The organism is Rahnella sp. BIGb0603 (assembly GCF_024808755.1).
Lineage (GTDB): Bacteria > Pseudomonadota > Gammaproteobacteria > Enterobacterales > Enterobacteriaceae > Rahnella > Rahnella contaminans.
Genome location: NZ_JANUEX010000002.1, coordinates 120,340 through 147,105, shown reverse-complemented (window position 1 = coordinate 147,105; position 26,766 = coordinate 120,340). Strand labels below are relative to the sequence as shown.

Below are 26,766 nucleotides of genomic sequence, written 5' to 3'. Positions count from 1 at the left end.
TATGGCAAAGAAATTACCTAAAACCGACGTGGTGGTTATCGGGCTCGGCTGGGCCGGCTCGATCATCGCCAATGAACTGTGTGACGAAGGCCTCAACGTTGTGGCTATCGAACGCGGCCCGTGGCGTGATACGGCGCGCGATTTTAACGTAGCCACCGTCGCCGACGAACTGCGTTACAACTCCCGCCAGGAACTGATGTTACGCACGCGTCAGAACACTATTACTATCCGTAACAACCCGGCACAAACCGCCTTACCGATGCGTGAATGGGGCTCATTCCATCCGGGCAACGGCACCGGCGGCGCAGGCAACCACTGGGCGGGCATTACTTTCCGCTTCCAGCCGGACGAATTTCGCCTTAAAAGCCATCTGACCGAACGTTACGGCGCAAAAGCCATTCCTGAAGAACTGGTGTTGCAGGACTGGGGAACCGACTGGGAAGAAATGGAGCCGCACTACGCCTCGTTTGAACGCATCGCCGGGGTTTCCGGTAAAGCCAGCAACGTGAACGGCGAGCATCGCGACGGCGGTAACCCGTATGAAGGCATGCGCTCGATTGAATATCCGACCCGCCCGATGGATCAGCCTTACGGCCCGACGCTGTTTGCCGAAGCCGCACGCAACATGGGTTACAAAGCGTTCCCGGTCCCCTCTTCGCTGATTTCCGAGCCTTACACCAACCCGCTCGGCGTCAAAATGGGGCCGTGTACATTCTGCGGTTTCTGCACCAACTACGGTTGCGCCAACTACTCTAAAGCCAGCGCCATCACTACCGTATTGCCGGCGCTGATCCGCAAAGAGAATTTCGAAGCCCGCACCAACTGTGAAGTGATGCAGGTGCTGAAAGATTCCACCGGCAAACGCGCGACGGGCGTGGTTTACATCGACTCTTCCGGCGACGAATGGGAACAGCCTGCCGATCTGGTGATCGTCAGCGCCTTCACCTTTGAAAACGTCCGCCTGATGCTGCTTTCCGGCATCGGTAAACCTTATGATCCGGTCACGTTAGAGGGCACTACCGGCCGTAATTACGCGTATCAGACGGCCAACGGCGTGCAGCTGTTCTTCGATGACAAGAACTTCAACCCGTTCATCGGCGCAGGTGCGGTCGGGATGGGCATTGATGACTTTAACAACGATAACTTCGACCACAGTGGCCTCGGATTCTTCGGCGGCGGCAGTATCCGCGTCACGCCAATCGGTGGCGCGCCCATCGGCTACCGCCCTGTTCCGCCGGGAACGCCTAAATGGGGTTCCGAGTGGAAAAAAGCCACCGTGGCCAACTATCTCAGTTCGATGTCTATCGGTTGTGAGGCCAGCAGCTACACCACCAAAACCAACTATCTGTCACTCGATCCGAACTACAAAGACCGTCTGGGTCGCCCGCTTCTGCGTGTCACATTCGATTTCCCGGAAAACGATTTGAAAATGGCAGCGTATTGCACCGGTAAAGTGGCAGAAATTGCGAAAGCGATGAACCCGCGTCAGCTTGTTGCCAACCCGATGAAAGGCCACTGGAACGGTACGCCGTATCAGTCGTCTCACGTCGTCGGCGGATTTGTGATGGGTGCAGATCCGTCCACCAGTTCCGTGAACAAACACCTGCAAGTCTGGGACGTGCCGAACCTGTTTGTGGTCGGCGCATCGGCCTTCCCGCAGAACCCGGGATACAACCCGACCGGCACCGTTGGCGCACTGGCGTTTAAAGCCGCTCATGCGATCCGTAACTATTACCTGAAAAAACCGGGAGAGATGATCGCATGAAAAAGTTAACGTCATTCTCACTCGGCTTGCTGGCACTCAGCGTTTCCGGCCTGACACACGCCGCCGGTGACGGCTCTTTCGAGCAGGTTGAACGGGGGCGCTATCTGGCCACCGTCGGCGACTGCGCGGCCTGCCACACTGCCTCAACGCCAGATGCCAAACCGTTCGCCGGTGGCGTGCCGATCGAAACGCCGTTTGGCCGTTTAGTCGGTGCCAACATCACGCCGGATCCGGAAACGGGTATCGGTAAATGGTCTTTCGATGACTTCCAGCGCGCGATGTCCGAAGGCGTGGGCCACGGCGGTAAACGTCTGTACGGCGCGATGCCGTTCACGGCGTACACCAAAGTGACCCGCGAAGATAACGCCGCCATCTGGGCGTATCTGCAAACCCTGCAACCGGTGCATCACGAAGTGGAAACCAATCAGTTGCCGTTCCCGTTCAACGTGCGCGCCAGCCTGATGGGCTGGAACTGGCTGAACTTCAAAAAAGGCGAATTCAAACCGCAGATGGATAAATCCGCGGAATGGAATCGTGGCGCGTATCTGGTTGAAGGGCTCGGCCACTGCGGCACCTGCCATACGCCGAAAAACATGATTGGCGGCGATAAAGACAGCGAGTTCCTGCAAGGCGCTGTGGTGGAAAACTGGGTTGCGCCGGACATCACCAGCAATAAACACACGGGTATCGGCAACTGGACGCAGGAAGATCTGATGCAATATCTGAAAACCGGTTCTAACCGTTTCGATATTGCCTCCGGCCCGATGGCAGAAGAAGTGACGAATTCGTCGCAGCACTGGACGGATGCGGATCTCAAAGCCGTCGCGGTTTATCTGAAAGACAGCGGTCACGACAGCGGCAGCACCGCGCCTTCTCCGGTCAAAGCCGAAGACAGCGCGATGGTCGCCGGTAAAAATATTTATGCCGACCGCTGTTCCGCCTGCCACACGCCGTCCGGCATGGGTCAGGAAGGGTTGTTCCCGCGCCTTGCCGATTCCGCGCTGATCAACCAGCCAAACGCGACATCCCTGATCCGCGTTGTGCTGGCAGGCAGCCGTCCGGTAGCGACCGACAGCAAACCGACCGCGCCGTCTATGCCGTCATTTGATGCCAATATGAGTGATACGGACGTGGCGAACGTGCTGACTTACATCCGTAACAGCTGGGGAAATGCCGCGGCACCGGTTTCGGCAAGCGATGTGAAAGATTTACGCGCAGAGCTGAAGAAATAACCCGGACGTCAGACAGGACAAAGGCCGCGAAAGCGGCCTTTTTTCTTACAGACGTTTGAAGATTTTGGCGCTGAACGGTCAGTGCTGAGAAGGCATCTGCATAATCTGCACTAACAGGTGATCGTTGTTCTGACTCAGCTGTACCAGATGTTTGCATTCCACTTTGATAGCGGTGAGCTGGTCGTCGGTCAGCGAGTACGGCAGGTTGATATCGATGCTGTACATATTTTGCTGCTCTGCCAGTTCAATCAGCCGGACGATGTTCGTTTCGTCACTGACCTGCGTGGAAACCACCTGCAACGCGAGTGCCCGCAAGGCTTCCTGCTTCGATTTATCTTTTTTTGAACGGGATTTCAGAACCATGCCGAAGAACGGCATCACGCCATAAATAGCGTCGACAAAACTCCATTTCTTTTTGCAGGATGCGGACAAATATTCCATGTAGTCAAAGGACGCTTTTTGACTGCGCGCATCGGGTACCAGGCGATTTTCATTCATCCCCGTTTCCTCTTCCTGGTCAGGGCCTGTTCATTTGAACGTCTGTACAGAACGTGCGAAGGTGTGCTCAGTGCTCTGCCTGCTGACAAAGAATCTGCCGGCAGATAGATAATGCAGATCAATTTATGAAGCTAAATTTATTCGTCTGTATAATGGCATAATTCAACAACACTTTGCCAGTCGGTTCAGGCGCTTTCCGTCACTGAAACGCACTTTGCTAGCATTTCAGAATTATGCCAAAGTATTTAGCGGATATGGAATTTATGCCGCAAAAATGTCACGTTCTATTACGCTACCGCGATAGCGTCAGCAGACGTGTCACGCTATGCTACTCACCGGATTTCTTATAACAGCAAGCCAATGAATAGAATCGTTTTTGTAGAAGATGATGCAGAAGTCGGCAACCTGATCGCCGCCTATCTGGGTAAACATGATATCGATGTGCTGGTCGAGCCCCGTGGTGACACGGCGCAGGCGCGTATTGAGAAAGAAAAACCCGATCTTGTCCTGCTGGATATCATGCTGCCGGGCAAAGATGGCATGACGTTATGCCGCGATTTGCGCCCTATTTTCCCCGGCCCGATCGTGCTGCTGACCTCGCTCGACAGCGATATGAACCACATTTTGTCGCTCGAAATGGGCGCCAGCGATTACATCCTTAAAACCACGCCGCCGGCCGTTCTGCTGGCACGGTTACGGCTGCATTTGCGCCAGAACCCGGTGCAATCCACGCAAAATGAACAACCGGTTCAGACGCTGAAAAGCGGCAACGCCCTCCACTTCGGCCAGCTGTGCATTGATCCGGTGAACCGCGAAGTCACGCTGGTGGATGAAACCATCATTCTTTCCACCTCAGACTTTGATTTGCTGTGGGAACTGGCGACACACGCGGGACGCATCATGGATCGCGAAGCGTTGCTGAAAAACCTGCGCGGCGTGAGCTATGACGGGCTGGATCGCAGCATTGACGTGGCGATTTCACGCCTGCGCAAAAAACTGTACGACAATACCCTCGAACCTTTCCGCATCAAAACCGTGCGCAATAAAGGGTATTTGTTTGCTCCGAACGCCTGGGAGTCTCTGCAGGAATGAGAAAGCTTTTCGTTCAGTTCTTTCTGTTACTGCTGGTCTGTTTCCTGGTGATGGCGATGCTGGTCGGCCTGGTGTACAAAGTCACCGCCGAACGCACCGGTCGTCAGTCCATGAACGACCTGATGAAAAGCTCGCTTTACCTGATGCGCAGTGAGCTCAGGGAAATTCCGATTAAAGACTGGAACAAGACCATCAACACGCTGGATCTGAACCTGTCTTTCAAACTCCACATTGAACCGCTTGGAAAGCGCAAACTCAGCCCGGCGCTGGATCAGCGCCTGAAAGACGGCGAGATTATTGCCCTCGACGACGAATACACCTTTATCCAGCGTGTCCCGCGCAGCCATTACGTGCTGGTGGTCGGGCCGATCCCGTATCTGTTTTACATGCACGAAATGCGGCTGCTCGACCTGGGATTACTGATCTTCATCGGCCTGTCTCTCGCGCTGCCGGTTTTCCTGTGGATGCGTCCGCACTGGCAGGATTTGCTGCGGCTGGAAAACTCCGCGCTGCGCCTCGGTAACGGTCATCTCGACGAACGCATCGATTTTGATTCGACCTCCAGCCTCAACCGGTTGGGCGTCGCATTTAACCAGATGGCGGACAATATCAGCACGCTGGTCGCGAGTAAAAAACAGCTCATTGACGGCATCGCCCACGAACTCCGCACGCCGCTGGTACGTCTTCGTTACCGGCTGGCCATCAGCGAGAACCTGCCGGAGTCCGAACAAAACGCCATTAACCGCGACATCGGGCAACTCGAAGCACTGATTGATGAGCTGCTGACCTACGCCCGTCTGGATCGCCCGCAGGTGGCGCTGAATCTGGAAAAAGTGAATCTGGCGCACTGGCTGGAAGACAAGGTGGATGATTTCCGACTGATCAACGCCGAACGCTCTATCCTTTATCAGGCGCCGGAAAACCTCGATTTCGGCGGCGTCGATTTACGGCTGATGGAGCGCGTGCTCGACAATCTGGTCAACAACGGCCTGCGTTATTCTCAGGAAATGCTGCGCATCAGCCTGTGGCTCGATGGCGAAATAGCCCATTTGCAGGTCGAAGACGACGGCCCCGGTATTCCGGAAGAAGAACGTGTACGCATCTTCGAACCCTTTGTCCGCCTCGATCCAAGCCGCGACCGCGCAACCGGTGGCTGCGGGCTCGGGCTGGCAATCGTCCACTCTATCGCCGTGGCGTATCAGGGACGCATTGCGGTTGAAAGCAGTTCACTCGGCGGAGCCAGCATGCGTTTCAGCTGGCCGGTAAAACCCCTATTCAATCTGGCTGTTGAACAGCCTGACCAAAACCAGGAAGGGAGCTAATAATGACCATCGCGTATAAAAAATTGCATGACACCTTCGCCCGTTTATCCCGCTTCGGCCATTTATCGGCGATTGCAGGCTGGGATGCAGCGGCCATGATGCCTCCGCAAGGCGGCCAGGCGCGCTCCGAAGCGCTGGCTGAACTGAGCGTGCTGACGCATCAGATCCTCACTGCGAAACAGGTCGGCGAATGGCTGGAACAGGCCGGTGGCGAGCAGCTGAACGATGTGGAACAGGCGAACCTGCGTGAAATGCGCCGTCATTATCAGCAGGCAGCACTGTTGCCGGAAAGTCTGGTACAGGCAAAATCACTGGCTGGCGCACGTTGCGAACAGGCATGGCGTATTCAGCGCAAGTCCAACGACTGGGAAGGTTTCTCCGATAACCTGAAAGAAGTCGTAAAACTGAGCCGTGAAGAAGCCAAACTGCGCGCAGAGGCCGCGGGTATCAGCCGTTATGACGCCCTGCTCGATTTATACGAACCGGGTATGACTTCGCAGAAACTCGACGCTCTGTTCGGCGACCTGAAGACCTGGCTGCCGGACCTGCTGCAAACCGTGGTGGAAAAGCAGAAAACCGAATCCCGCATTGCGCCGCAAGGCCCGTTTGACATCGAAAAACAGCGTCAGCTCGGCCTGAAAGTCATGGATCGTCTGGGCTTTAATTTTGATGCCGGTCGTCTGGACGTCAGCGCTCACCCGTTCTGCGGTGGTGTTCCGCAAGACGTGCGTATCACCACGCGTTACAACGAAAATGAATTCCTCAGCGCCATGATGGGGGTGATCCATGAAACCGGTCATGCACGTTATGAGCAAAACCTGCCGAAAGAATGGCTGGGCCAGCCGGTTTCCAACGCACGTTCAATGGGCGTTCACGAATCGCAAAGCCTGTTGTTTGAAATGCAACTGGGTTGCAGCGAACCATTCCTGAAGTCGGTATATCCGCTGGTTATTGAACAGTTCGGTCAGCGTCCGGGGCTGGACGAGAGCAACTTCATCAAGCTGAACCAGCGCGTCCAGCCGGGCTTCATCCGCGTTGACGCCGATGAACTCAGCTATCCGGCGCACGTCATCCTGCGTTATGAAATTGAAAAAGCGCTGATGGAAGGCGAAATCGAAGTCGACGATATCCCGGCCTTGTGGAACAGCAAGATGAAGGAATATCTGGGTATCGATACCGTGGGGAATTACCGCGACGGTTGTATGCAGGATATCCACTGGACCGACGGCGGTTTTGGTTACTTCCCGACCTACACGCTCGGCGCAATGTACGCCGCACAACTGTTCCAGTTCGCCAACAAAGCGATCCCCACTTTGCAGGAAGATATCGCCCGCGGCGACCTGACGGCGTTGTTCCAGTGGTTGCAGCAGAATATCTGGCAACACGGTAGCCGGTTCTCGACGGATCAGCTGATTAAAAATGCCACCGGGGAGACACTGAATCCGGGGTTCTTCAGGGCACACCTGGAGAATAGATACCTGTAAGGCAGCAGCCTGGCATTGAATTTGAATTCAAATTCAAGACCTTGGGTTGTCACCCAAACGTGCCTCAGGGGTGGCTTATCGCCGCCACCCCTGAGAACCCCGGGCTCTTTCACTGCGCGCTGCCGCTGGCTGGCTATGTTTCAGGTGCCACAGCTATTGCCGCGAAAACTTGCCGCTGCGCGGTCCCCCTTTTGGTCGGTTTCGGCGCGAGCCGCTGAGTGATAACTGTTATTGAAAAACCGGAACTTTCTCGGTCCAAATAATGTTAAGCCGCCAGTGCCGCGGCAACGGCACATGAAAAACCAAAATTTCACCTTTCTAAAAGGTACCGAACCGCCAGCGCTGCGCCCCATCGCATAACTCACTGATTTCCCTGAAATCCCCAGTTTGTACATTCCGTTACACGCCGAAACCAATCACTCACGGACTTCGTGAGTGAACCCGCCTAGTATTCTTCATACCGGCCCCGCAGTGGGGTGGACACTTAAACGAAATTCCGAGGAATTAAAGATGAAAAAAGTATTAGCTCTGGTTGTAGCCGCTGCAATGGGTCTGTCTTCTGTCGCTTTCGCTGCTGAAACTACAGCAACTCCAGCGCCAGCCGCTGCTGCAACGACTACTGCTGCTCCAGCGCATGCTGCTAAGCACAAGACTCATAAGAAAGTAGCTCAGAAAGCTCAGGCTGCTAAAAAACACAAAAAAGCCGCTAAGAAAGCTGCTCCGGTAGCTCAGAAAGCGCAAGCTGCTAAAAAACACGTGAAACACGCTAAGAAAGCTGCTCCGGTAGCTCAGAAAGCGCAGGCTGCTAAAAAACACGTGAAACACGCTAAAAAAGCTGCTCCGGTAGCTCAGAAAGCGCAGGCTGCTAAAAAACACGTGAAACATGCTAAGAAAGCTGCTCCAGCTGCAAAAGCAACTCCAGCAGCATAAGTCGTAAAGAAGTCTTTGTGAGCGTATCTACTCACCATTATCAAGACTGATGACTTAACACCCGGTTCGCCGGGTGTTTTTTTCTCCGGTTCTTTATCTTGAGGTACTGATGGAAGATGCTGCGCCGCTACCTGTTCGAAATCACCCTGTGCTCTCTGATCCTCTGCGGTCTGATCACCCTGTTCTTCTACTTCTGATGTCATTGTGAAGTACCCTGAGATGGCACCCGCCGTCTGCTCAAAAGATTGAGTTATCAGACAAATATATCCATCAAGAAAGATAACCGTCTATAATCGTTCCATAATAACTGGTTCACGGGTTCTCCCTGTTTCAAGGTCAGAATGTTATGCGCATCGCGTTACCGCTGTTTTTGTGCTTTTTCTGTTTTACCGCCAGCCCTCTCGTTCATGCAGATTCTCCGGATGATGCAGATAGCGACGCACCTGCTATCAGCCTTAAAGAAAAAACCGCCCTGTTCTTCGGACACGATCAGCGCACTCCCGTTGCTGCCGCCGCACACTGGCCGTGGCAGGCAATCGGTCAGATTGAAACGGAAAGCGGCAATTTATGTACCGCAACCTTAATTTCTAAACATCTGGTTCTCACCGCAGGCCACTGTGTACTGGCGCCACCGGGGAAAATCGACAAAGTGATCGCCCTGCGTTTCATTTCGCATAACCAGAAATGGCGTTATCAGATCACCGCATTACAAACGCTGGTTGACCCTAAACTGGGCAAGAAACTAAAGGCTGACGGCGAAGGCTGGATTGTGCCACCGAAAGCGGCACCGTTTGATTTCGCGCTGATCCGCCTGACGGATGAAAAACTTGCGCTGCCGATCAAGCCATTACCACTTTGGGAAGGTTCGCGTGACGACCTGACCGCCGTGCTGAAACAGGAAGGCAGAAAGGTGACGCAGGCCGGATATCCGGAAGATCATCTGGATGATTTGTATGTCCATCAGGACTGTCAGATCACCGGCTGGGCGCAGCCTGGCGTGCTTTCGCACCGTTGCGACACACTGCCGGGCGACAGCGGTTCTCCGCTTCTGATCAAAAATGCAGAAGGCTGGTCGCTGATTGCGATTCAAAGCTCTGCACCAGCGGCGCAGGATCGTTATCTGGCTGACAACCGCGCGCTGGCCGTGCCGGCAATACGCGACGCCCTGAGCACACTGTCTTCCGGTGTGATCAGCGCCAGCTCCCCTGCTGCCCCTGCTGCCCCTGCCGCCCCTGCCGCCCCTGCCGCCCCTGCCGCGCAATAGTTTATTGAATCCGAAAACGAAAAAGGTCGCTGAAAAGCGACCTTTTTGATTTTTTAACTGGTCTAATCACTTAAATACCGTGCTATTTATGCAGCTTACTCACGAATGAGATTTTTGCGCAGAGGGTATGATGGTTCTGTTCTGCCCTAACAAGGTTTTCGAATACTGATGTCGTCTTGCCCGCACTGGTTGCGGGCTTTTTTTTGCCTGCAATTTGATACAGTTTAAAGCCCTTTACTCACCAGCTGCGCGGCCTTGACGAAGACTTCATCCTCAACGCCGTCGCCTTTCTGACGGCCAAGCTTTTGCAGTTCTTCAATCAGACTTTCGCGGTTTATGGGTGTCTGACCGGATATCAGCCCCATCACGGCGGCGCCGATCGCCAGACCAATTAAACCGGTTTGTTCTTTTTCATCAATCACAATATTCACCCTGGTAATAAGCCCGTTTCAAAATTAGCAGAAATTTTAAGCTTTTCACCAGGGTTGCATTCCGAATCCCATAATTTCCGACCCGCTGTTCCATTGTCTGCAATTTTGGATGTCCCTTTTCATGCTTCCGGAGTGTCCCTATTTTATCCGCCGGAACCTCGCTTTCAATCATGGCTGGCAAGCAATAATAAACTTCTGAAATATCCTCCCCAGCATTCGATTCATTGCTCTCTCATATCTCCGGGCGTACGTTTATTCAAATTTTCATAAACTCAAGGAAATTTTCGACTGCTCAAGCCCCTATATTTACAAGGCTGTGGCAACAGGCCAGAACCTCGAATCAGCTGAGATTAAGTGGTACCGCATTAATGATGCCGGTCAGGAAGTGGAATATTTCAACATGCTTTTGGAGAAAGTGCGGATAGTTGCGATTTCTCCGGCAATGGCTGCCAGCGATAACCCTCAGGATAACCATCTGGAAACCGTAGAACTGCGGTATGAGAAAATCACGTGGAAGCATAACGACGGCAATATCATCTTTGCCGATTCATGGAATGACCGTCAGACAGCTTAGTTTGAGAGGGACGAAAGTCCCTTTCTTTAATCATCGTAAAACCATCGCCCAACTTTAACAGCTTCAATAATCATTTCGACAGTTAGCGGTTTTAACTCTCGTTGTGGCAGTTTCTTTTGCCAAAAGGCTCTCTCCGCTTCGTAATAATTTAGCATGTCAAAATCTAAATAATCGACGCTGTACTTAGTGAAAACGTCCAAAAGCATGTCTTCGGCGTCTTCAGGAAGTAAGTTAAATTCCCCTTCGTTTATGCCCCAGTGTTTTTGAACAGGAACAATTTCAGGGTCACGCCAGCTCTTTCTGAAACCATAATGCTTGGTCAGATATTCACAAATTTCCGTTTCAAAATCCCTCTCGTCCATTAGAAATACGTCCATGCGATTCGGTGTTCAGGTCTTGCGATGAGGTTGTATTTGTTTCTGGTACTCCTGCCAACCATTTCAAGCATGATGACAATCTGCGCGTATCCCAACCACGGAATCCAGCGACCAATAAAAGGAGCCATCTTGCTAGTTGGAACAAGTTTTATTTTTGCTCCTTTTCCCATAGGAGCTGAGAGTCTTAAACCGAAAGGTATTCTTTTCTCTTTAAGTAAGGCGCGTGCCAGCTTAGATACAACGCTTGTTCCAGGTGTGTTGTTTATCGCGGAAAGTTTCCCCGATACAGGAATCCATGGCTGGCCACCTAAAAGCATCGCTGTCGTGGTTACATCTAAACCAAGGTGTTCTGATAACCGTTCGACGTAGATGAGCAAGAATAATTCCTGAGCAGTTACATTCGCATGACCATGGTAGAAATAAGTTCCACTCAACTCTTCGGTAGTATCCATTCTCAATATCCATTTGATTAGAATGGGTTTAAGAATACGCCGCGCTTAAACCACTTTCAATAAATCGAATGAACGTCTCCATGTCTGGCTCATCAAGAGACTGCAAAAACAGCGATGAATGAAATGATAATGCGAAGGTCAAACTACTCGATGCAAAAATGGCACTATGAGGCATCAGCCCCAGAGTGCCACTAAGGGAAAACCGGTAATTTTAAAGTCAATAAATACAATTAATTACCGACTAACTGTTCCATCGTCTGCAAGATTCGTTTATCTGAAATCGGGTACGGCGTGCCCAACTGTTGGGCAAAATAGCTGACGCGAAGTTCTTCAATCATCCAGCGGACTTCCTTCACATCCTCGCTTTGCTGACGAACCGGCGGCAATTTGTTCAGCCATTGCTGCCACTGCTGCTGGATATTTTCGACTTTCAGCATCTGCGCGCGGTCGCGGTGAGCATCCATCGCCAGCTTGTCCATCCGCCGCTCGATAGCCTGCAAATAGCGCAACGTATCCGGCAGCCGTTTCCAGCCGTTTTGCGTGACGAACCCGCGATAAATCAGGCCGGACATCTGCGCTTTAATATCAGAAAGCGCCAGCGCCATCGTGATATCAATCCGCCCTTTCAGCCGTTTATTGATGTTAAAGACCGTCGTCAGGATCTGCTCAACCTGAATCGCGATTTGCACCACGGTGTCATTGAGATTAGCGCGCACATGTTCGTGGAGCTTCGCGAAATCTTCCTCACGCCACACCAGCCCGCCGGATTCCGCGATCAGTTTATCGATACCGCAGGAAATACAGTCGTCAATCAGATCCAGCACTTTGCCATAAGGGTTGAAATACAGCCCCAGCTTGGCTTTATTCGGCAGCTTTTCATGCAGGTATTTCACCGGCGACGGGATATTCAGCAGCAGCAAACGCCGCAATCCGGTGAGCATCGCCTGTTGCTGTTCCAGTTCGCTGTCAAACAGGCGGATCGCGACGCTGTCTTTCTCATCGACAATCGCCGGATACGCTTTCACTTCATAACCGCCGCGCTTTTGCTCGTAGCGTTCCGGCAGCGTGTCGAAACTCCAGACATGCAAATCACGCTGCTCAATGCCATCATCCGCTACAGCAGACAGCGTCTGCTGTACCTGCTCTTTCAGGCCAGACTTCAGCGCTGTCAGATCCTTGCTTTCGCGCAGCGTTTTGTTTTTCTCATCAACAATGCGGAACGTCATTTTGAGATGATCGGGTACCTGATCCAGATGCCAGTCTTCACGGTCGATGGTCACCCCGCTCATCTTGCGCAGCTCTTTTTCCATCGCATCAAGCAGCGGCATTTCGAACGGTTTGATGCGTCCGAGCAGCGCATCGGCATAATTTGGCGCAGGCACAAAATTGCGGCGAACCGGTTTAGGTAATGACTTGATCAGCGCCATAATCAGCTCGCGGCGAATGCCGGGGATCTGCCAGTCAAAACCTTCCTCGTTCACCTGATTGAGCAGCGGCAACGGGATATGCACCGTGACCCCATCGGCGTCAGTGCCCGGCTCAAACTGATAGGTCACACGCAGCTTGAGATTGCCCTGATGCCAGAAGTTCGGGTAATCGTGAGCGCTGATGTTGCCCGCGCCCTCTTTGATCAGCATGCTTTTTTCGAAGTTCAGGCTGTCCTGCGGCTGCTTTTTCCACCACGTATCGAAGTGCTTCGCCGACACCACTTCCTGCCCGATACGCTGCTCGTAGAACAGGAACAGCGTCTCGTCATCGACCAGAATATCGCGGCGACGTGATTTGTGTTCCAGTTCTTCGACTTCGGTACGCAGACGCAAATTGGCACGGAAAAACGCATGACGCGTCTGCCAGTCGCCTTCCACCAGCGCGTGGCGGATAAACAGCTCGCGCGAGACCACCGGATCAATCGTGCCGTAATTCACCCGGCGCGCAGCGACCACCGGCAGACCGTACAGCGTGACTTTTTCCGTCGCCATCACCGCGCCCTGCGCTTTTTCCCAGTGCGGCTCGCTGTAACTGCTTTTTGCCAGATGTTGCGCCAGAGGCTCAATCCATTCCGGCTCAATGCGGGCGGCGATACGCCCCCACAGGCGGCTGGTTTCGACCAGTTCAGCCACCATCACCCATTTCGGCGGTTTTTTGAATAAACCGGAACCCGGGAACACCGCGAAACGGGCGTTACGCGCGCCGGTATATTCCTGTTTATCCGCGTCTTTCTGCCCGATATGCGACAGCAAACCGGTCAGCAGTGCGCAATGCACCTCGCGGTATTCCGCCGGTTCACTGTTCACCGGCAGCCCGAGTTCTTTCACCACCTGACGCAGCTGAGTGTAAATATCCTGCCACTCACGCACGCGCAGATAGTTGAGGAAATCACTGCGGCAAAGCTTGCGGAACTGCGCCGAAGACAGCTCTTTTTGCTGCACTTTCAGGTGATCCCACAAATTCACGAACGCCAGGAAATCAGAATCTTTATCCGCAAAACGGCGATGTTTTTCATCAGACGCCTGCTGTTTATCCATCGGACGCTCACGCGGATCCTGAATCGACAGCGCGGCGGTGATGATCATCACTTCACGCACGCAGCCATTTTTCTGCGCTTCCAGCACCATGCGCGCCAGACGCGGATCGACCGGTAACTGCGCCAGCTGGCGGCCCAGCGGCGTCAGCGAGTAACGGCCATCGACCGCATTATTGATGGCGTTCAGCTCTTCGAGCAGGCGCACGCCGTCCTGAATATTACGTTTGTCCGGCGCTTCCACAAACGGGAATGCCGCGATATCGCCCAGCCCCAGCGACGTCATTTGCAAAATTACGGAGGCTAAGTTGGTACGCAGAATTTCAGGATCGGTAAATTCAGGGCGCGACAGGAAATCCTGCTCCGAATACAGACGGATACAGATACCTTCGGAAACGCGTCCGCAACGGCCTTTACGCTGATTGGCCGACGCCTGCGAAACCGGCTCAATCGGCAGGCGCTGCACTTTGGTACGGAAACTGTAACGGCTGATACGCGCGGTGCCAGGGTCAATCACATATTTGATGCCCGGCACGGTCAGCGAGGTTTCCGCGACGTTGGTCGCCAGCACGATACGGCGGCCGGCGTGTGACTGGAACACGCGGTTCTGTTCGCTGTTCGACAGCCGTGCGTACAACGGCAAGATCTCGGTATGCGGCAAGTCCAGACGGTTCAGCGCATCGGCGGTATCACGAATCTCCCGTTCACCGCTCATGAAGATCAGGATATCGCCCATGCTTTCGCGACCCAGTTCATCCACAGCATCGAAAATCGCCTGCAACTGGTCGCGGTCAACGTCGTCCGCATCATCCACAATCGGGCGATAACGCACGTCAACCGGATAAGTACGGCCGGAAACTTCAATGATCGGCGCGTTATTAAAGTGACGGGAGAACCGCTGCGGATCGATAGTCGCAGACGTAATAATGACTTTCAGATCCGGACGTTTCGGCAGCAACTGGCGCAGATAACCGAGTATAAAGTCGATGTTCAGACTGCGTTCGTGCGCTTCATCGATGATCAGCGTGTCGTACTGCATCAGCATACGATCCTGCTGGATCTCCGCCAGCAGAATGCCGTCGGTCATCAGCTTCACCAGCGTGTTATCGCTGACCTGATCGTTAAAACGAACTTTATAACCGACGGTATTGCCGGGCGTGGAATCCAGCTCATCGGCGATACGGTTGGCGACAGTACGCGCCGCCAGACGGCGTGGCTGCGTATGCCCGATAACACCTTTAATACCGCGCCCGAGTTCCATACAGATTTTCGGGATCTGCGTGGTTTTACCGGAACCGGTCTCACCGGCGACAATCACCACCTGGTGGTCACGGATGGCTTTAAAGATGTCATCTTTTTTCTGGCTGACCGGCAGATTTTCCGGATAGCTGATTTTTGGCCGCGATGCTTCACGGGCAGTGACTTTCTTCAGGCTTTCGGAAATGGCGTTCTGAAGCTCAGCCGTTAATGCTTCAACGGCCTGAGGGTTGGTGTTCTGATCAAAAGTCTTTTTGGCACCCTGCAAACGACGTTGCAGGCGTTGCCGGTCACGTAGCATCAGCCCGTCTAACTGCGCTGATAATGCCGCGAGCGGTGATTTCACGTTCGATATTCCTTGTTGCAAGTCAGCGGACTGAATGAGCAAAGCATCCGTCATCTGAAGTAGAAATGATTTGAGGCGGGTTCATACGAGCCTGTTTGCCAATATGTTAACACAAGCTATTGAGGATGAAGAAAGTTCGACGTTTTTAGCCTTTCGTGTCTTGTTCAAAAATACTGAACGGAGGTCTCGAAATATTGCGCTATCACTGAATAAGCTTTGTGAATAAAGTAAGTTCCATTCCGGGGAGGTTCAGGTTAAAAAATCTGCTCCCCTATGTTCACACAGTTAAGGAACTCAATAATGAGCAAAGTACTCGTTCTGAAATCAAGCATTCTGGCTAACTTCTCTCAGTCTAACCAACTGGCCGATTACCTGGTTGCACAGTATCAGGCCGCTAACAGCGGTTCTACCGTAACTGTTCGTGACCTGGCTGCTGACCCGATCCCTGTTCTTGACGGCGAGCTGGTTGGCGCACTGCGTCCATCCGACGCGCCACTGACTCCACGTCAGGAAGAAGCACTGGCACTGTCCAACACCCTGATTGAAGAACTGCAAGCGCATGACGTGATCGTTATCGCTGCACCGATGTACAACTTCAACATCCCTACTCAGCTGAAAAACTATTTTGACCTGGTTGCTCGTGCTGGCGTGACCTTCAAATACACCGAGAAAGGCCCTGAAGGTCTGGTGAAAGGCAAACGCGTTATCGTTCTGACCAGCCGTGGTGGCATCCATAAAGACACCGCAAGCGATCTGGTTGCCCCTTACCTGTCTCTGTTCCTGGGCTTCCTGGGCATGAGCGACGTAGAATTCGTTTACGCGGAAGGTATTGCTTACGGTCCTGAAGTGGCGACTAAAGCACAAACCGACGCGAAAGCAGCGATCGATGCAGCTATCAAAGAACTGGCTGCTGCATAACATCTGTTATCACAATCTGAGCCATCATTCATTTTAGAATCTTTCAGACCCGCTCAGATGAGGTTGTGATAAAACACTTGCGCGCCGAAAGGCGCGCTTTTTTTTCGGGCCACGTCTGCCCTGCTTTTACTTCTGCAACCACTTCCCGTTAATGCCGCGCACGTACTCACCTGATGCGGCTCTGGCGACCAGTTTTTGCCCGGCGAGCCTGGCGACGTCGTCGGTGCTGACGTTATTATCCTGCGCCACCTGCTGATATTGCTGTTTGCGCGCATCGTTGATTTTTGCCGCCAGCGCGACGCTTTCTGCATCCTGCTTCACAGGCGCCAGATAGCCGGAAAGCGTTTCGCCCACGCGCCCCTGCTGTTTGGCTTCATTGAGCGTTAACGCAAAAGCCTGGCTGCAAAACAGTAATCCGCTGGCCAGGATCATCAGGCTGAATCTTTTGAACAATACTCCGGACATACAGGCTCCTAGAACAAATCGCTTTGATTTTTCAGCAGGTTCTCGACATCCTTGTCAACTTTGATATGAATTTCATGCTCGATTTTAACGTTCATGTTTATCGTGATCGGCTCTTTCGGCGCCGCCAGCTCGATGCGCGGAACACAGCCGCTGAGCATCATCACGCTGAGCGCCAGAGATGGCCCGACGAGTCGCAGTTTCATTGTTCCTTCCTCACTGTTTGTTCCTTTTTCTGTCCGGCAGAAACCGGACCTTTCGACAGCGCATCAGCAGGCAATGACACCTCCTGTTGCAGCCAGTCCTGAAGGTTGTCGCCAAAACGCAAACTGCGCCACAGCTGGTAAATGTTTTCCTGATGGGTGTAATTGAGCACGATTTCTCGCTTTTCCTTATCGCCGCCGTGAGTCGTATCGGTGTAGTTCACGCCATCGACTTTCGCCGCCATCGTCAGCATGCCCAGATTATCGAGGCTAACCTGCGCGTCGGAACGGCTGATTTCCATGTAGCGCAACAGACTCACCACCATTTTATTGGCAAAATTACCGCTGGCCATTGCATCGGCAAATTGCGGATCCAGACGCAACGTCAGGCCGCCGTCATTTTTGATCCACCCGTTCTGAATGATCCATTTTGGATTCTCAACAAACAGCGGCAGTTCGCCGTAAATCACGCCGGACATCGCCAGTTGTTTGGGTTTCAGCGCCGTAAAAAGCTCGCTGAGATTGATTTTTTCCAGTTTCAGCACCGCCGCATCGTGTTGCGGCATTCTCAGCGCCGACAGGCTCAGATGCCCGCGCAGCATATCCACGCCCAGATTGGTGAGCGTCAGCGGTTTGCCTTCGCTCCACGGATAATGACCCTGTAAATCGGCGGTGATATTTTTCATCGCCACCAGATTATTAACCTCGCCAATACGCAGCGTGACGGGCTTTTTCACGCCGAGCTGCCAGACGGAATCCTGCAAACGGTACGGCAGACTGAAATCCAGTCCGCTCAGGTCGCCATCTTTCATCCACAGCCCGCCATTTTTCACCACCCAGTGACCACCTGCGACAAAACCCTGACCCCGTGCGGCGGAAAACGCCGACTGCGCGTAGAAACTCCCATCGCGCAGTTTGATGTTGAGATCTGGCGTCAGCAGTGTCTGGAAAGACGTCAGTTGCTGCTTCGGCCACCAGGCCTCACCGCGCAGACGCTCGCCGTCCCAGCGTCCGGTCAGCCGGATCGGGCCAATCGGTCTGGCGTCCAGCATACCGCGCATGCCAAAACGATCCGGGCTGTCGCCGCTGAGCTGCAATACCAGCGTCGCAGGCGGCAGATAACCGCCGTTGGTGAGCGCAATTTTCTTCGCCACCAGTTTGATGTCGCCTTTGAATACTGTCGGTAAATCAGGATATTGCGGTTTGAATCGCGCAGCCGGTGGGCGCAGCCAGACCAGGGGTTTATCCAGCGTCAGGCGCGGCGCTTCCACGTCGACCAGGCCGTAGTGCAGACGGTCGAAACCGGTCGAAAGGCTGTTAATGCTGATCCGGTTATCGTGCCATTGCCCTTTGCCGGACATATCCCAGCGACCGCTGAGCGGAGGCAGATGCCCGTTACCCCAGTAGTTGAAATCCCACTGCCCGGCGTCCGGCCAGAATTCCTGCGATTTGCCGCTGAGGTGCAGATCGAATTTCCCCCAGAAGCGGTGGCTGGCTTTCAGAATCGCCTGCAACGGCCCGCTCACGCCCTGCGCCGACACTTTCACACCCGCCAGCGGCCAGCGCGCGTCGCTGATGGTCAGCTCCGGCGTCGGTTTTCCCCAGGCGCGCAGAAGCGAACCACTGCGCAGTAACAGGGTCGGGTTCAGCACGGAACCGCTCAGTTCGCCGGGCAATGAGGCGCTCAGAGACGTCGCCTGCAAATTCGCCTGCCCGGTCAGCCGGAAACCTAAATGGCTGTCGAGCAGCCCGATGCGCCCCGGCCCCATACTCAGCACTACGTTGGCTTTACCGTTGTGGCCCTGCGTCAGCACGTTAAGACGTGCGGTGATATTGGTCTGATCAAACGCCGGTGACCAGTCGCTGAGCGTCAGGTTAACGCCACCGGCCAGCGGCTGCGCGGCATACGGCCAGCGCCACTGCCCTTGCGAAATCTGCAATGCATTGCCGTTGAGTTTCCACGGCAGAATCGCCAGCGGCTTATCGCTGCCTTTTTCCGTCAGCGTCAGTTCGCCTTCCGTTGTCTGCCAGCTGAGAAGAATGTCCAGCGGAGAAGGAACCTGCGCGGTTTGAATTTCTGCATGAAGCTCGCCGGATTCCGGCAGCTGATCGAACGTGGCGGGCAGAAGAAGTTTGCCGCTGAGCGTGACAGGTTGTTCGCTGCCGGGCGGGATCAGGCTAAACGAATGGATCGCCAGCGTACGGTCGGCACCGAGTACGGCGTCGAGTTTCAGCGCGTCGCCGCTCACGGTCAGATGCTGTACGCCGCCTTCGCTGCTGAGCTGAACTTGTCCCGCATAACGCTGCCAGGGTGTAACGGAAAGTTGCGTCACGTTGACGCGCCCGTCGGGCAGCAGATGTTGTAAATCCGCCACGGAGAGCGGCGTTGAGGCGTCACTTTTTGGCAGTTGCGCCAGACAGGCGGTATCGACTTTCAGCGCATCAATATTGAGCGCCCAGTGCCCGCCTTCTTTGCTCAGGCGTGCATTTTCCGCAGTCACCAGCGCGCATTCACCGGCGGAATAACGCAGCCCCGGCAATTGCAATACGCCGTCCGACCAGTGCGGCGCACCGCTGAGCGTCAGTTGTGTTCCTTTCGGGAGCCAGTGGCTGGCAACCGGCGGCAGCCAGCGCGGCACCGTTTTCCATAACCCCCACATCAGCAGCGCGAGAATCACCACTATACTCAGGATAATTTGCGCGCTTCTCTTCAGTCCGTTCCTCATGACTTGCCTTGTTTTGCACTTAATCGTCTGACCGCCCGCAAGATATCATAATTAGCGTAACAACTGATGGTTGAAATACCAGTATCCGGCACCCAAATAGCACAGGAAAAATTGTCGGCACCCCGATGCTCTGTTAGTTTGGTGGCATATTGCGAATTGTTTCTGAAAATGTTTATTCCTTATAAAACAGTCGGAAACGGTTTCGTCAGAGATTCAAACTCACTGCGGAGAAACACCATGAAAGTGGCTGTCTACAGTACTAAAAATTACGACCGGAAATATCTGGAACTGGTCAATGAACATTACGATTATGAACTGGAATTTTTCGATTTTCTGCTGTCCCCGCAAACTGCAAAAACCGCAGCCGGTGCAGATGCCGTCTGTATTTTCGTCAATGATGACGGCAGCCGTGAAGTGTTGCAGGAACTGGCTTCTCTGGGGATAAAAACGCTGGCGCTGCGCTGCGCGGGCTTTAACAACGTCGATCTTGAGGCGGCGAAAGAACTGGGCATTTCCGTTGTGCGCGTTCCGGCCTATTCACCGGAAGCCGTCGCAGAACACACCGTCGGCATGATGATGTGTCTTAACCGCCACATTCACCGTGCTTATCAGCGCACCCGCGAAGCCAACTTCTCACTCGAAGGGCTGATTGGTTTTAATATGTACCAGCGCACCGCCGGTATCATCGGCACCGGTAAAATCGGCGTGGCAACAATGCGGATTCTGAAAGGTTTTGGAATGCGGATTCTGGCTTTTGACCCGTATCCAAGCCCGCTGGCACTGGAGCTGGGCGCAGAATATGTCGATCTGGATACGCTTTACGCAGAATCCGACGTCATTTCCCTGCACTGCCCGCTGACGCCGGAAAACCATCATCTGCTTAACGCTCAGTCCTTTGCCAAAATGAAAGACGGCGTGATGATCGTGAACACCAGCCGCGGCGCTTTGCTGGATGCAACGGCCGCCATTGACGCGCTGAAAAAACAAAAAATCGGCGCGCTGGGTATGGACGTGTATGAAAACGAGCGCGATTTGTTCTTCGAGGACAACTCAAACGAAGTCATCCTCGACGACGTTTTCCGCCGCCTGTCTTCCTGCCACAACGTGCTGTTCACCGGCCATCAGGCATTCCTGACCAGTGACGCGCTGACCAGCATTTCTGAAACCACGCTGATGAACATCGATCAGCTGATCAAAGGGCAGAACTGCCCGAACCTGCTCACGGCGTAGCCCTGTCATGATGTTCAAAGCCCGCTAAGGCGGGCTTTTTGCTTGTTACAGAGACTCAACCTGGCGGCTCAACACCCTGCTCACCTCTGGCCCGTATCCAGTGATTGTCAGAACTTCGCCGTTCAGCGTGACGGATGAAAATGGCAGGCTGCTTTCCCCGTCCACCATGCCTTTGAGCGTAATAAAATCGGTGTTTTCCACCCGGTCATAGCCCCCGCGGTGATCGTGCCCGGCGAAATACGCGCGCACGTTATAGCGGCAGAGCAATTCCACCAGCGTTTCGCAGTTCCACAGGTTATGCGTGTTCACCGGCGTCAGCGGGTAATGGCCGAACACCAGCACCGTTTCACCCTGCGCACGCGCCTGTTTCAGGTTTTGCTCAATCCATTCCAGCTGTTTACGCCCTACCGCGCCATTCCACGGCTGCGCCTGCGACTGCTGGCATTCGGTCAGTTCATCGAGCATAAATTCTGCCAGCTGACGGTCTTCGCCGTTGGCATGATTGCAGTACAAACTGACGTCGTTGCCGTCAATGACCAGAAAACGGTAGCCCGGCAGGCTGAACTGGTAATAGCTTTTCGGCAATCCCAGCGCAGGAGACTGCGCCGCCAGATGTTGGGAAATCACCTGCGCATCGTGGTTACCAATGAGCACGGCGTGCGGATGGCGCAACGCTTCGTAGCGCGCCAGCACCGCCTGATAACTGCTCCAGTCGCGATCCACCAGGTCGCCCAGCGTAACCACGAAATCGAGCTTTAAATCATTCAGCTCATTAATCGCGGTCGCCAGTTTATTCAGGCTGTTGCGGTAATGACGCTCTTTTTGTACATCGGCATCGGCGTATTGCGGGTCCGCTATCAGCCCGAAACGCAGCCTGACGCCTGAAACTGCCGCGTCATGCATATCCGGCAGCTGATACAAAGCACTCACGTTGCCCAGAGCCCGTTCCTGCGCTTGCGATAACAAAGGGGATGAGGTGATGACGGTCATAAGATGCTCCGGTTGTTCTTAACGAATCCCAGCCCGCATGAAGGATTGAACGAACTGACGTTGAAAAATAAGGAATAAGGCCAATAACGGCAGCACCGTCATCAGCGTTGCCGCGCCGATCAGCGCCCACTGCACGCCCTGTTCCGGCGCGGAAAACAGCTGAAGCCCGACGGTAATCGGCCGAACTTTTACGGAATCGGTAATGACCAGCGGCCAGAGGAAATCGTTCCAGTGAAAGCTTACCGACACCAGCGCAAACGCCACGTACACCGGTTTCGCCAGCGGGATATAGATTTTGCGCAGAATGTAAAAACGGCTGGCCCCTTCCACAATCGCGGCTTCTTCGAGCACCAGCGGAATGCTGCGGAACGTCTGGCGCAGCAGGAAAATGGCAAACGCCGAGGCGAAATACGGCAGCGCTATCCCGAGGAGGCTATCGCGCAGGCCGAACGCGCCAATCGTTTTGTAGTTGTTGAGGATCAGAACGTCGGGGCTGATCATCAGTTGCAACAGTACCAGCGCAAAAATGATCCCCGCGCCTTTAAGTTTAAACCGTACCAGCGCGTAGGCAGCCAGCGTCGCTAAAATCAGCTGGCACACCACAATCATCAGCACCAGCAGCGTGGTATTGAGAAAATAGCGCCCGAACGGCGCGGCTTGCCAGGCGTTGATAAAATTCTGCAACGTCAGCGGTGCAAACAGGGAAAAACTCCCCTGTTCAGATGCCGGATGAATCGCGACCCAGACCGACACCAGCACCGGCAAAAACCACAAAAACGCCGCCAGCCAGATGGCAATATTCAGGCACAGGCGGCCTGCGGAAAACGTCCGCACCGGCGTTAACGTCATCGTCAGGCTGCTCATTGATAGTGCGTCCTTTTATCCAGCAGATTGAATTTGATCAGCGCAATCGTGGCAAGAATCGCCAGCAACACCACGGTCATCGCCGAGGCGTACGGCAAATCCCAGTAGCTGAACGCGGTGCGGTAGATATAAAACAGCAGCAGACTGGTGCTGTTATTCGGCCCGCCGTTGGTCATCGCAATCACCTGATCCACGATGCGGAAGGCGTTCATCGATGCATTGATCAGAATAAACAGCGTGGTCGGCATCAGCAGCGGCCACTGCACGCGGCGGAAAAAGTAGCGGCGCGACGCCCCTTCTATTTCGGCCGCCTCAGCCAGACGCGGATCGATTTGCTGCAACGCCGCGAGATAAAAAATCATAAAGAACCCGGCTTCGCGCCAGACGGAAACCACCATCAGGCTGTAAAGCGCGGTGCCCGGTTCACCGAGCCAGTTAACGGCGGGCAGCGAAAACAGCGCCATCAGTTTGTTAAGCAACCCGAGTTGCGGCGTATAGAAAAACAACCAGAGGTTGGCGATCGCCACCATCGGTAATAAAGAAGGAATGAAAAACGCTGCGCGGACCATCGCGTTACCGCGCAAACGGCGGTTGACCGCCAGCGCCATCATCAGCGCGAGCGCGACCGACAGCGGAATGGTGATCACCGCATAAAGCAGGTTGTTGCGCAGCGACAACATAAAGGTGTCGTCATCAAGCAGCGCACGGTAGTTATCCAGCCCGACAAACTGCGCCGGATGCCCGTTGCGTGCTGCGCTGAATACGCTTTCCCAAATCGTTGCCAGCGCCGGATAGTGGGTAAACAGCAGCAAAAAACCGAGCGCGGGCAAAATCAGCAGATAGCCGTAAATCTGCAAAGACAACCCGCGTGTGCGGGCTGCCGGTGCAACAGCGTGAAGCGTGCTGTGAGGAATGCTCATCCGCGAGCCTTACTGATACGGTTTCAACAGACGGTCCGCCTGTTTTTGTGCAGAACTGAGCGCATCGGCTGGCGTTTTCGCCTGCGTCACCGCCGCTTCAATCGCATGGTTCATCAGCTCCTGAATCTGCACGCTGTTGTACGTCGAGAGTTCCGGCTGTGAATATTTCAGCTGCTCACGCGCCACCAGTGCCTGCGGAACCTGTTTCACGTAATCCTGCATCACCGGCGTTTCCCACGCGGCAGGCGACGTCGCAACATAACCGGTCGCGATGCTCCAGCGCGCCGCCTGTTCCGGGGCGGAAACCCAGCGGATAAACTCCATCGCCGCTTTCTGCTGCTCAGGCGTCGCGTTTTTGAACACATACAGATTGCCGCCGCCGGTCGGGCTGCCGCGCTGGGTTTTCTCCGGCAACATCGCTACGCCGAACGGGAATTTGGCGTTGTCACGCACCGTCGTCAGGTTACCGGTGGTGGTCACCATCATGGCCGTTTTGCCGTCAATGAAATCCTGCGGCGTGGTGCCCCAGGCAATCGCGCCTTTCGGGGAAACCGCGTCTTTCTGCGCCAGATCCGTCAGCCATTGCAGCGCTTCCACGTTGGCTGGCGTGTCAAACGTGACGGCGGTGCCTTTGCCGTTATCCAGATGGCTGCCGTTAGTGGCGGCGATGCCCTGGAAATTCCAGTAACCGTTTGGCGTAGAAGGGATTTCTATGCCCCACTGTTTGACGTCGTTGCCGTCACGCACCACCAGTTTTTTACCGAAATCCACCACCTGCTGCCAGTTGGCCGGAGGTGTGTCGCCGTTCAGACCCGCTTTCTCAAACGCCTGTTTATTCCAGTACAACACCACCGTCGAACGCTGGAACGGAATGCTCCAGACTTTGTCCTGAATGTGACGGATAAAGGCCGGATAGAAGCCGTCGATCCACTTTTTCCCTTCCGCGTCATTAGCGAGATCGCTCACCGGCACGATCGCGCCCGCATCAATCAGTGAATAGGCCTCAATGTCACCGATCACCGCCATTTGCGGCGCGTTGCCTCCGCGAAACGCCGTCAGCGCTTTCGTTACCGTCGTTGCATAATCCCCGGTATACACCGGTTGAATACTGATATCCGGGTGCGTTTTCTGAAAATCTTCCACCAGCGTGTCGACCGTATGGCTGATTTTTCCGCCCACGGCAATCGGGTAGTACATCTGCAATTTCACCGGCTCCGCCGCAAAAGCAGAGGTTCCGGTGATCAGCAAAACAGCGGTAGCAAGGCGTGAAAAGCGATGAACAAGTGACATGATTTTCCCTTCGGCAAGTGTTGTTGTAAGTGTAGAAAAATGAATTCACGACGATAAATGGCCGTCAGACGGCGACTCTCTGGCCGGAGGGCAAACAAAATCCCTCCGCGTCATAACAGCGCTTCCCGCCCGTCGTGAAGAAAAAATATTGTGCGCTGGACAGCCATTGCAGCCCGACCGGCTGGCCTTCGGCAAAACGTTTCATGCCGGCCACTTTTACGGTCAGCGGCTCTGCGGCACCGGCGATGGAACATACCACCAGCGTGTCGGCACCCATATATTCGTGGCTGATCACCTGCGCCGTCAGCCCGGCCTGCGTGGCGTCGGTCAGCTGAATATCTTCGGCGCGCAGCCCCAGGCTGAGCGAGGCGTCACCCGGCATTTCCACCACCGGAACCGGCATAGTGGCGAGATAATGATGTTCACCGCGACGCGTCAGCGGCAGGATATTCATCGGCGGCGCACCGATAAATTGCGCCGCAAAAATGCTTTCCGGGTTGTTGTAGAGATTGTCCGGCGTGTCGTGCTGTTCGATGCGCCCGTCGTTTAGCAGAATGATTTTGTCCGCCATGCTCATCGCTTCGGTCTGATCGTGGGTGACGTACACCATCGTCAGACCGAGTTTTTTCTGAATCGCCCGGATTTCGCGACGCATACTCTGGCGCAGTTTGGCGTCGAGATTGGACAGTGGCTCATCCATCAGGCACAGCCGGTTATTGGCGATCACCGCCCGCCCGAGCGCTACGCGCTGTTGCTGACCGCCGGAAAGCTGCGCAGGCAATCTGTCCAGCAGCGGCTCCAGCTCCATCAGCCGGCTAACATCCGCCAGCCGCGAAGCAAATTGCCGCTTATCTTCGCCACGCGCCCGCAGCCCGAACAGCAGATTTTCCCGCACGCTCATGTGTGGAAATAAGGCATAAGACTGAAACACCATCGACAACTTACGTTGCGACGGCGTCAGCGCGGTGACGTCGGATTGCTGGAAATAAATCGCTCCGCTGTCGGCCGATTCCAGCCCGGCAATCGTGCGCAGCATGGTGGATTTTCCGCAGCCGGAAGGGCCCAGCAGCGCAATAAATTCGCCCTCTTCCACATCAAAACTGATGTCATTGAGCGCAACTTTATTGCCCCAGGTTTTGTGTATGTGATGGAGTGATAAATAACTCATGTCCGTTGCCCGTCTCTGACCGGTGATGGGCATAACCTAGCGGGGTTAAGTGACGCTTTTATGAAATGTGGTTTTTTTTCAATTGCATTGATGGCGGGATCGAGAAAGTTTCGGTTTTCAATTGCATTGATGGCGGGATCGAGAAAATTTCGGTTTCTCAATTGCGGTGATCACTTAACTCACTGCGCCGAAACCGACAAAAGAGAGGCCAGACGGCCCCTCTTTTGAATCTCCGCGTCTTTTTAACTGCGCGCTATCGCTGGCTGGCCATGTTTCAGCCGCCACCGTTATTGCCGCGAAAACTTGCCGCTGCGCGGTACCTTCATTTCGGTCTTCGAGCCTTTCGGTCTCGAAACACTCATTCAGCAAGCTTTCTGAAAGCGGCTGGAGGCTTTTCAATTCAAAATCAGCCTGCATAAATCTTCCGAATTACATAGCCTCTAGCCGCTT

The 26,766-nt window shown here is 54.2% G+C and carries 23 protein-coding genes and 1 pseudogene; 10 read left to right on the top strand and 14 right to left on the bottom strand.

What is annotated here, in order from left to right; translation table 11 throughout:
- The first annotated feature begins 1 nt into the window (after position 1).
- Positions 2–1,765, top strand: coding sequence for a GMC family oxidoreductase (locus M2403_RS05845; RefSeq protein WP_165057389.1), 1,764 nt, complete (start codon positions 2–4; stop codon positions 1,763–1,765).
- Positions 1,762–2,997: a cytochrome c gene (locus M2403_RS05840; RefSeq protein WP_152326120.1), complete on the top strand. Its 1,236-nt coding sequence runs from the start codon at positions 1,762–1,764 to the stop codon at positions 2,995–2,997. The genes M2403_RS05845 and M2403_RS05840 overlap by 4 nt, the downstream gene beginning before the upstream one ends.
- Positions 2,998–3,075: 78 nt before the next feature.
- Here M2403_RS05840 and M2403_RS05835 read toward each other — a convergent pair whose 3' ends face one another.
- Positions 3,076–3,495, bottom strand: coding sequence for a hypothetical protein (locus M2403_RS05835; protein WP_104922006.1), 420 nt, complete (start codon positions 3,493–3,495; stop codon positions 3,076–3,078).
- Positions 3,496–3,855: 360 nt separating this feature from the next.
- On the opposite strand from M2403_RS05835, the gene rstA reads away from it, so the two are divergent.
- From rstA to M2403_RS05810, 5 genes are all read left to right on the top strand, one after another.
- Complete coding sequence (gene rstA, locus M2403_RS05830; RefSeq protein WP_165057385.1) at positions 3,856–4,587, top strand: two-component system response regulator RstA; 732 nt, start codon at positions 3,856–3,858, stop codon at positions 4,585–4,587.
- Entirely contained in the window at positions 4,584–5,909 is a 1,326-nt protein-coding gene (gene rstB / locus M2403_RS05825; RefSeq protein WP_152326118.1) for a two-component system sensor histidine kinase RstB, read from the top strand. The genes rstA and rstB overlap by 4 nt, the downstream gene beginning before the upstream one ends.
- Positions 5,910–5,911: 2 nt before the next feature.
- Positions 5,912–7,393 (top strand): carboxypeptidase M32, encoded by a 1,482-nt coding sequence (locus tag M2403_RS05820; RefSeq protein WP_165057383.1) that lies wholly within the window; start codon positions 5,912–5,914, stop codon positions 7,391–7,393.
- A gap of 510 nt (positions 7,394–7,903) precedes the next feature.
- The gene (gene asr / locus M2403_RS05815) at positions 7,904–8,323 is read left to right on the top strand and encodes an acid resistance repetitive basic protein Asr (RefSeq protein WP_259228719.1); all 420 of its coding nucleotides are present in this window, start codon (positions 7,904–7,906) and stop codon (positions 8,321–8,323) included.
- A 346-nt stretch (positions 8,324–8,669) separates the two neighbouring features.
- Complete coding sequence (locus tag M2403_RS05810) at positions 8,670–9,587, top strand: serine protease (RefSeq protein ID WP_259228718.1); 918 nt, start codon at positions 8,670–8,672, stop codon at positions 9,585–9,587.
- A gap of 224 nt (positions 9,588–9,811) precedes the next feature.
- On the opposite strand, the gene M2403_RS05805 is transcribed toward M2403_RS05810, so the two are convergent.
- Positions 9,812–10,009, bottom strand: a complete 198-nt coding sequence (locus tag M2403_RS05805; protein WP_165057377.1) for a hypothetical protein — start codon at positions 10,007–10,009, stop codon at positions 9,812–9,814.
- Between the two features lie 292 nt (positions 10,010–10,301).
- Between M2403_RS05805 and tssD the strand changes: the two are divergent.
- A pseudogene (gene tssD / locus M2403_RS05800) lies at positions 10,302–10,592 on the top strand (type VI secretion system tube protein TssD); the annotation flags it as partial.
- 26 nt (positions 10,593–10,618) lie between these two features.
- On the opposite strand, the gene M2403_RS05795 reads toward tssD, so the two are convergent.
- From M2403_RS05795 to hrpA, 3 genes are all read right to left on the bottom strand, one after another.
- Positions 10,619–10,954: a DUF1493 family protein gene (locus M2403_RS05795; protein WP_165057375.1), complete on the bottom strand. Its 336-nt coding sequence runs from the start codon at positions 10,952–10,954 to the stop codon at positions 10,619–10,621.
- Positions 10,954–11,421: an STM2901 family protein gene (locus M2403_RS05790; RefSeq protein ID WP_259228716.1), complete on the bottom strand. Its 468-nt coding sequence runs from the start codon at positions 11,419–11,421 to the stop codon at positions 10,954–10,956. The genes M2403_RS05795 and M2403_RS05790 overlap by 1 nt, the downstream gene beginning before the upstream one ends.
- Positions 11,422–11,651: 230 nt before the next feature.
- Entirely contained in the window at positions 11,652–15,545 is a 3,894-nt protein-coding gene (gene hrpA, locus M2403_RS05785; protein WP_259228715.1) for an ATP-dependent RNA helicase HrpA, read from the bottom strand.
- Positions 15,546–15,845: 300 nt separating this feature from the next.
- Between hrpA and M2403_RS05780 the strand changes: the two genes are divergently transcribed.
- Complete coding sequence (locus M2403_RS05780) at positions 15,846–16,463, top strand: FMN-dependent NADH-azoreductase (protein WP_152326109.1); 618 nt, start codon at positions 15,846–15,848, stop codon at positions 16,461–16,463.
- A gap of 126 nt (positions 16,464–16,589) precedes the next feature.
- Here the strand turns inward: M2403_RS05780 and M2403_RS05775 are convergent, their stop codons facing one another.
- Genes M2403_RS05775 through M2403_RS05765 form a run of 3 tightly spaced genes read right to left on the bottom strand, consistent with a single transcriptional unit; the run spans position 16,590 to position 19,854 of the window.
- Entirely contained in the window at positions 16,590–16,928 is a 339-nt protein-coding gene (locus M2403_RS05775) for a YdbL family protein (RefSeq protein WP_235937309.1), read from the bottom strand.
- A gap of 8 nt (positions 16,929–16,936) precedes the next feature.
- Positions 16,937–17,131 carry a YnbE family lipoprotein gene (locus M2403_RS05770; RefSeq protein ID WP_152326108.1) on the bottom strand — a complete coding sequence of 65 codons (195 nt, stop codon included), beginning with the start codon at positions 17,129–17,131 and terminating at the stop codon, positions 16,937–16,939.
- Positions 17,128–19,854, bottom strand: a complete 2,727-nt coding sequence (locus M2403_RS05765) for a YdbH family protein (RefSeq protein ID WP_259228714.1) — start codon at positions 19,852–19,854, stop codon at positions 17,128–17,130. Before M2403_RS05765 ends, M2403_RS05770 begins: the two co-directional genes overlap by 4 nt.
- A 237-nt stretch (positions 19,855–20,091) precedes the next feature.
- On the opposite strand from M2403_RS05765, the gene M2403_RS05760 reads away from it, so the two are divergent.
- Positions 20,092–21,084 carry a 2-hydroxyacid dehydrogenase gene (locus M2403_RS05760; RefSeq protein WP_152326106.1) on the top strand — a complete coding sequence of 331 codons (993 nt, stop codon included), beginning with the start codon at positions 20,092–20,094 and terminating at the stop codon, positions 21,082–21,084.
- A gap of 45 nt (positions 21,085–21,129) precedes the next feature.
- Here M2403_RS05760 and M2403_RS05755 read toward each other — a convergent pair whose 3' ends face one another.
- The 6 genes from M2403_RS05755 to M2403_RS05730 all read right to left on the bottom strand — a co-directional run bounded on the left by M2403_RS05755 (position 21,130) and on the right by M2403_RS05730 (position 26,733).
- Positions 21,130–22,074 carry a metallophosphoesterase gene (locus M2403_RS05755; RefSeq protein WP_259228712.1) on the bottom strand — a complete coding sequence of 315 codons (945 nt, stop codon included), beginning with the start codon at positions 22,072–22,074 and terminating at the stop codon, positions 21,130–21,132.
- An 18-nt stretch (positions 22,075–22,092) separates the two neighbouring features.
- Positions 22,093–22,938: a carbohydrate ABC transporter permease gene (locus tag M2403_RS05750; protein WP_193333125.1), complete on the bottom strand. Its 846-nt coding sequence runs from the start codon at positions 22,936–22,938 to the stop codon at positions 22,093–22,095.
- Positions 22,935–23,858, bottom strand: coding sequence for a carbohydrate ABC transporter permease (locus tag M2403_RS05745; protein WP_152326104.1), 924 nt, complete (start codon positions 23,856–23,858; stop codon positions 22,935–22,937). Before M2403_RS05745 ends, M2403_RS05750 begins: the two co-directional genes overlap by 4 nt.
- Before the next feature lie 9 nt (positions 23,859–23,867).
- The gene (locus M2403_RS05740; RefSeq protein ID WP_259228711.1) at positions 23,868–25,148 is read right to left on the bottom strand and encodes an ABC transporter substrate-binding protein; all 1,281 of its coding nucleotides are present in this window, start codon (positions 25,146–25,148) and stop codon (positions 23,868–23,870) included.
- Positions 25,149–25,212: 64 nt separating this feature from the next.
- The gene (locus M2403_RS05735) at positions 25,213–26,316 is read right to left on the bottom strand and encodes an ABC transporter ATP-binding protein (RefSeq protein ID WP_259228710.1); all 1,104 of its coding nucleotides are present in this window, start codon (positions 26,314–26,316) and stop codon (positions 25,213–25,215) included.
- Between the two features lie 174 nt (positions 26,317–26,490).
- The gene (locus M2403_RS05730) at positions 26,491–26,733 is read right to left on the bottom strand and encodes a hypothetical protein (RefSeq protein ID WP_259228709.1); all 243 of its coding nucleotides are present in this window, start codon (positions 26,731–26,733) and stop codon (positions 26,491–26,493) included.
- Positions 26,734–26,766: the final 33 nt, after the last annotated feature.

Coding starts and splice junctions, on each gene's coding strand:
- M2403_RS05770 (WP_152326108.1), bottom strand. CDS start 17,131: ATGAAACTGCGACTCGTCGGGCCATCTCTGGCGCTCAGCGTGATGATG.
- asr (WP_259228719.1), top strand. CDS start 7,904: ATGAAAAAAGTATTAGCTCTGGTTGTAGCCGCTGCAATGGGTCTGTCT.
- M2403_RS05765 (WP_259228714.1), bottom strand. CDS start 19,854: ATGAGGAACGGACTGAAGAGAAGCGCGCAAATTATCCTGAGTATAGTG.
- M2403_RS05740 (WP_259228711.1), bottom strand. CDS start 25,148: ATGTCACTTGTTCATCGCTTTTCACGCCTTGCTACCGCTGTTTTGCTG.
- M2403_RS05760 (WP_152326106.1), top strand. CDS start 20,092: ATGAAAGTGGCTGTCTACAGTACTAAAAATTACGACCGGAAATATCTG.
- M2403_RS05845 (WP_165057389.1), top strand. CDS start 2: ATGGCAAAGAAATTACCTAAAACCGACGTGGTGGTTATCGGGCTCGGC.
- M2403_RS05795 (WP_165057375.1), bottom strand. CDS start 10,954: ATGGACGAGAGGGATTTTGAAACGGAAATTTGTGAATATCTGACCAAG.
- M2403_RS05780 (WP_152326109.1), top strand. CDS start 15,846: ATGAGCAAAGTACTCGTTCTGAAATCAAGCATTCTGGCTAACTTCTCT.
- M2403_RS05755 (WP_259228712.1), bottom strand. CDS start 22,074: ATGACCGTCATCACCTCATCCCCTTTGTTATCGCAAGCGCAGGAACGG.
- rstA (WP_165057385.1), top strand. CDS start 3,856: ATGAATAGAATCGTTTTTGTAGAAGATGATGCAGAAGTCGGCAACCTG.
- M2403_RS05840 (WP_152326120.1), top strand. CDS start 1,762: ATGAAAAAGTTAACGTCATTCTCACTCGGCTTGCTGGCACTCAGCGTT.
- M2403_RS05745 (WP_152326104.1), bottom strand. CDS start 23,858: ATGAGCATTCCTCACAGCACGCTTCACGCTGTTGCACCGGCAGCCCGC.
- M2403_RS05820 (WP_165057383.1), top strand. CDS start 5,912: ATGACCATCGCGTATAAAAAATTGCATGACACCTTCGCCCGTTTATCC.
- M2403_RS05835 (WP_104922006.1), bottom strand. CDS start 3,495: ATGAATGAAAATCGCCTGGTACCCGATGCGCGCAGTCAAAAAGCGTCC.
- M2403_RS05735 (WP_259228710.1), bottom strand. CDS start 26,316: ATGAGTTATTTATCACTCCATCACATACACAAAACCTGGGGCAATAAA.
- rstB (WP_152326118.1), top strand. CDS start 4,584: ATGAGAAAGCTTTTCGTTCAGTTCTTTCTGTTACTGCTGGTCTGTTTC.
- M2403_RS05790 (WP_259228716.1), bottom strand. CDS start 11,421: ATGGATACTACCGAAGAGTTGAGTGGAACTTATTTCTACCATGGTCAT.
- M2403_RS05775 (WP_235937309.1), bottom strand. CDS start 16,928: ATGTCCGGAGTATTGTTCAAAAGATTCAGCCTGATGATCCTGGCCAGC.
- M2403_RS05750 (WP_193333125.1), bottom strand. CDS start 22,938: ATGAGCAGCCTGACGATGACGTTAACGCCGGTGCGGACGTTTTCCGCA.
- M2403_RS05730 (WP_259228709.1), bottom strand. CDS start 26,733: ATGCAGGCTGATTTTGAATTGAAAAGCCTCCAGCCGCTTTCAGAAAGC.
- M2403_RS05810 (WP_259228718.1), top strand. CDS start 8,670: ATGCGCATCGCGTTACCGCTGTTTTTGTGCTTTTTCTGTTTTACCGCC.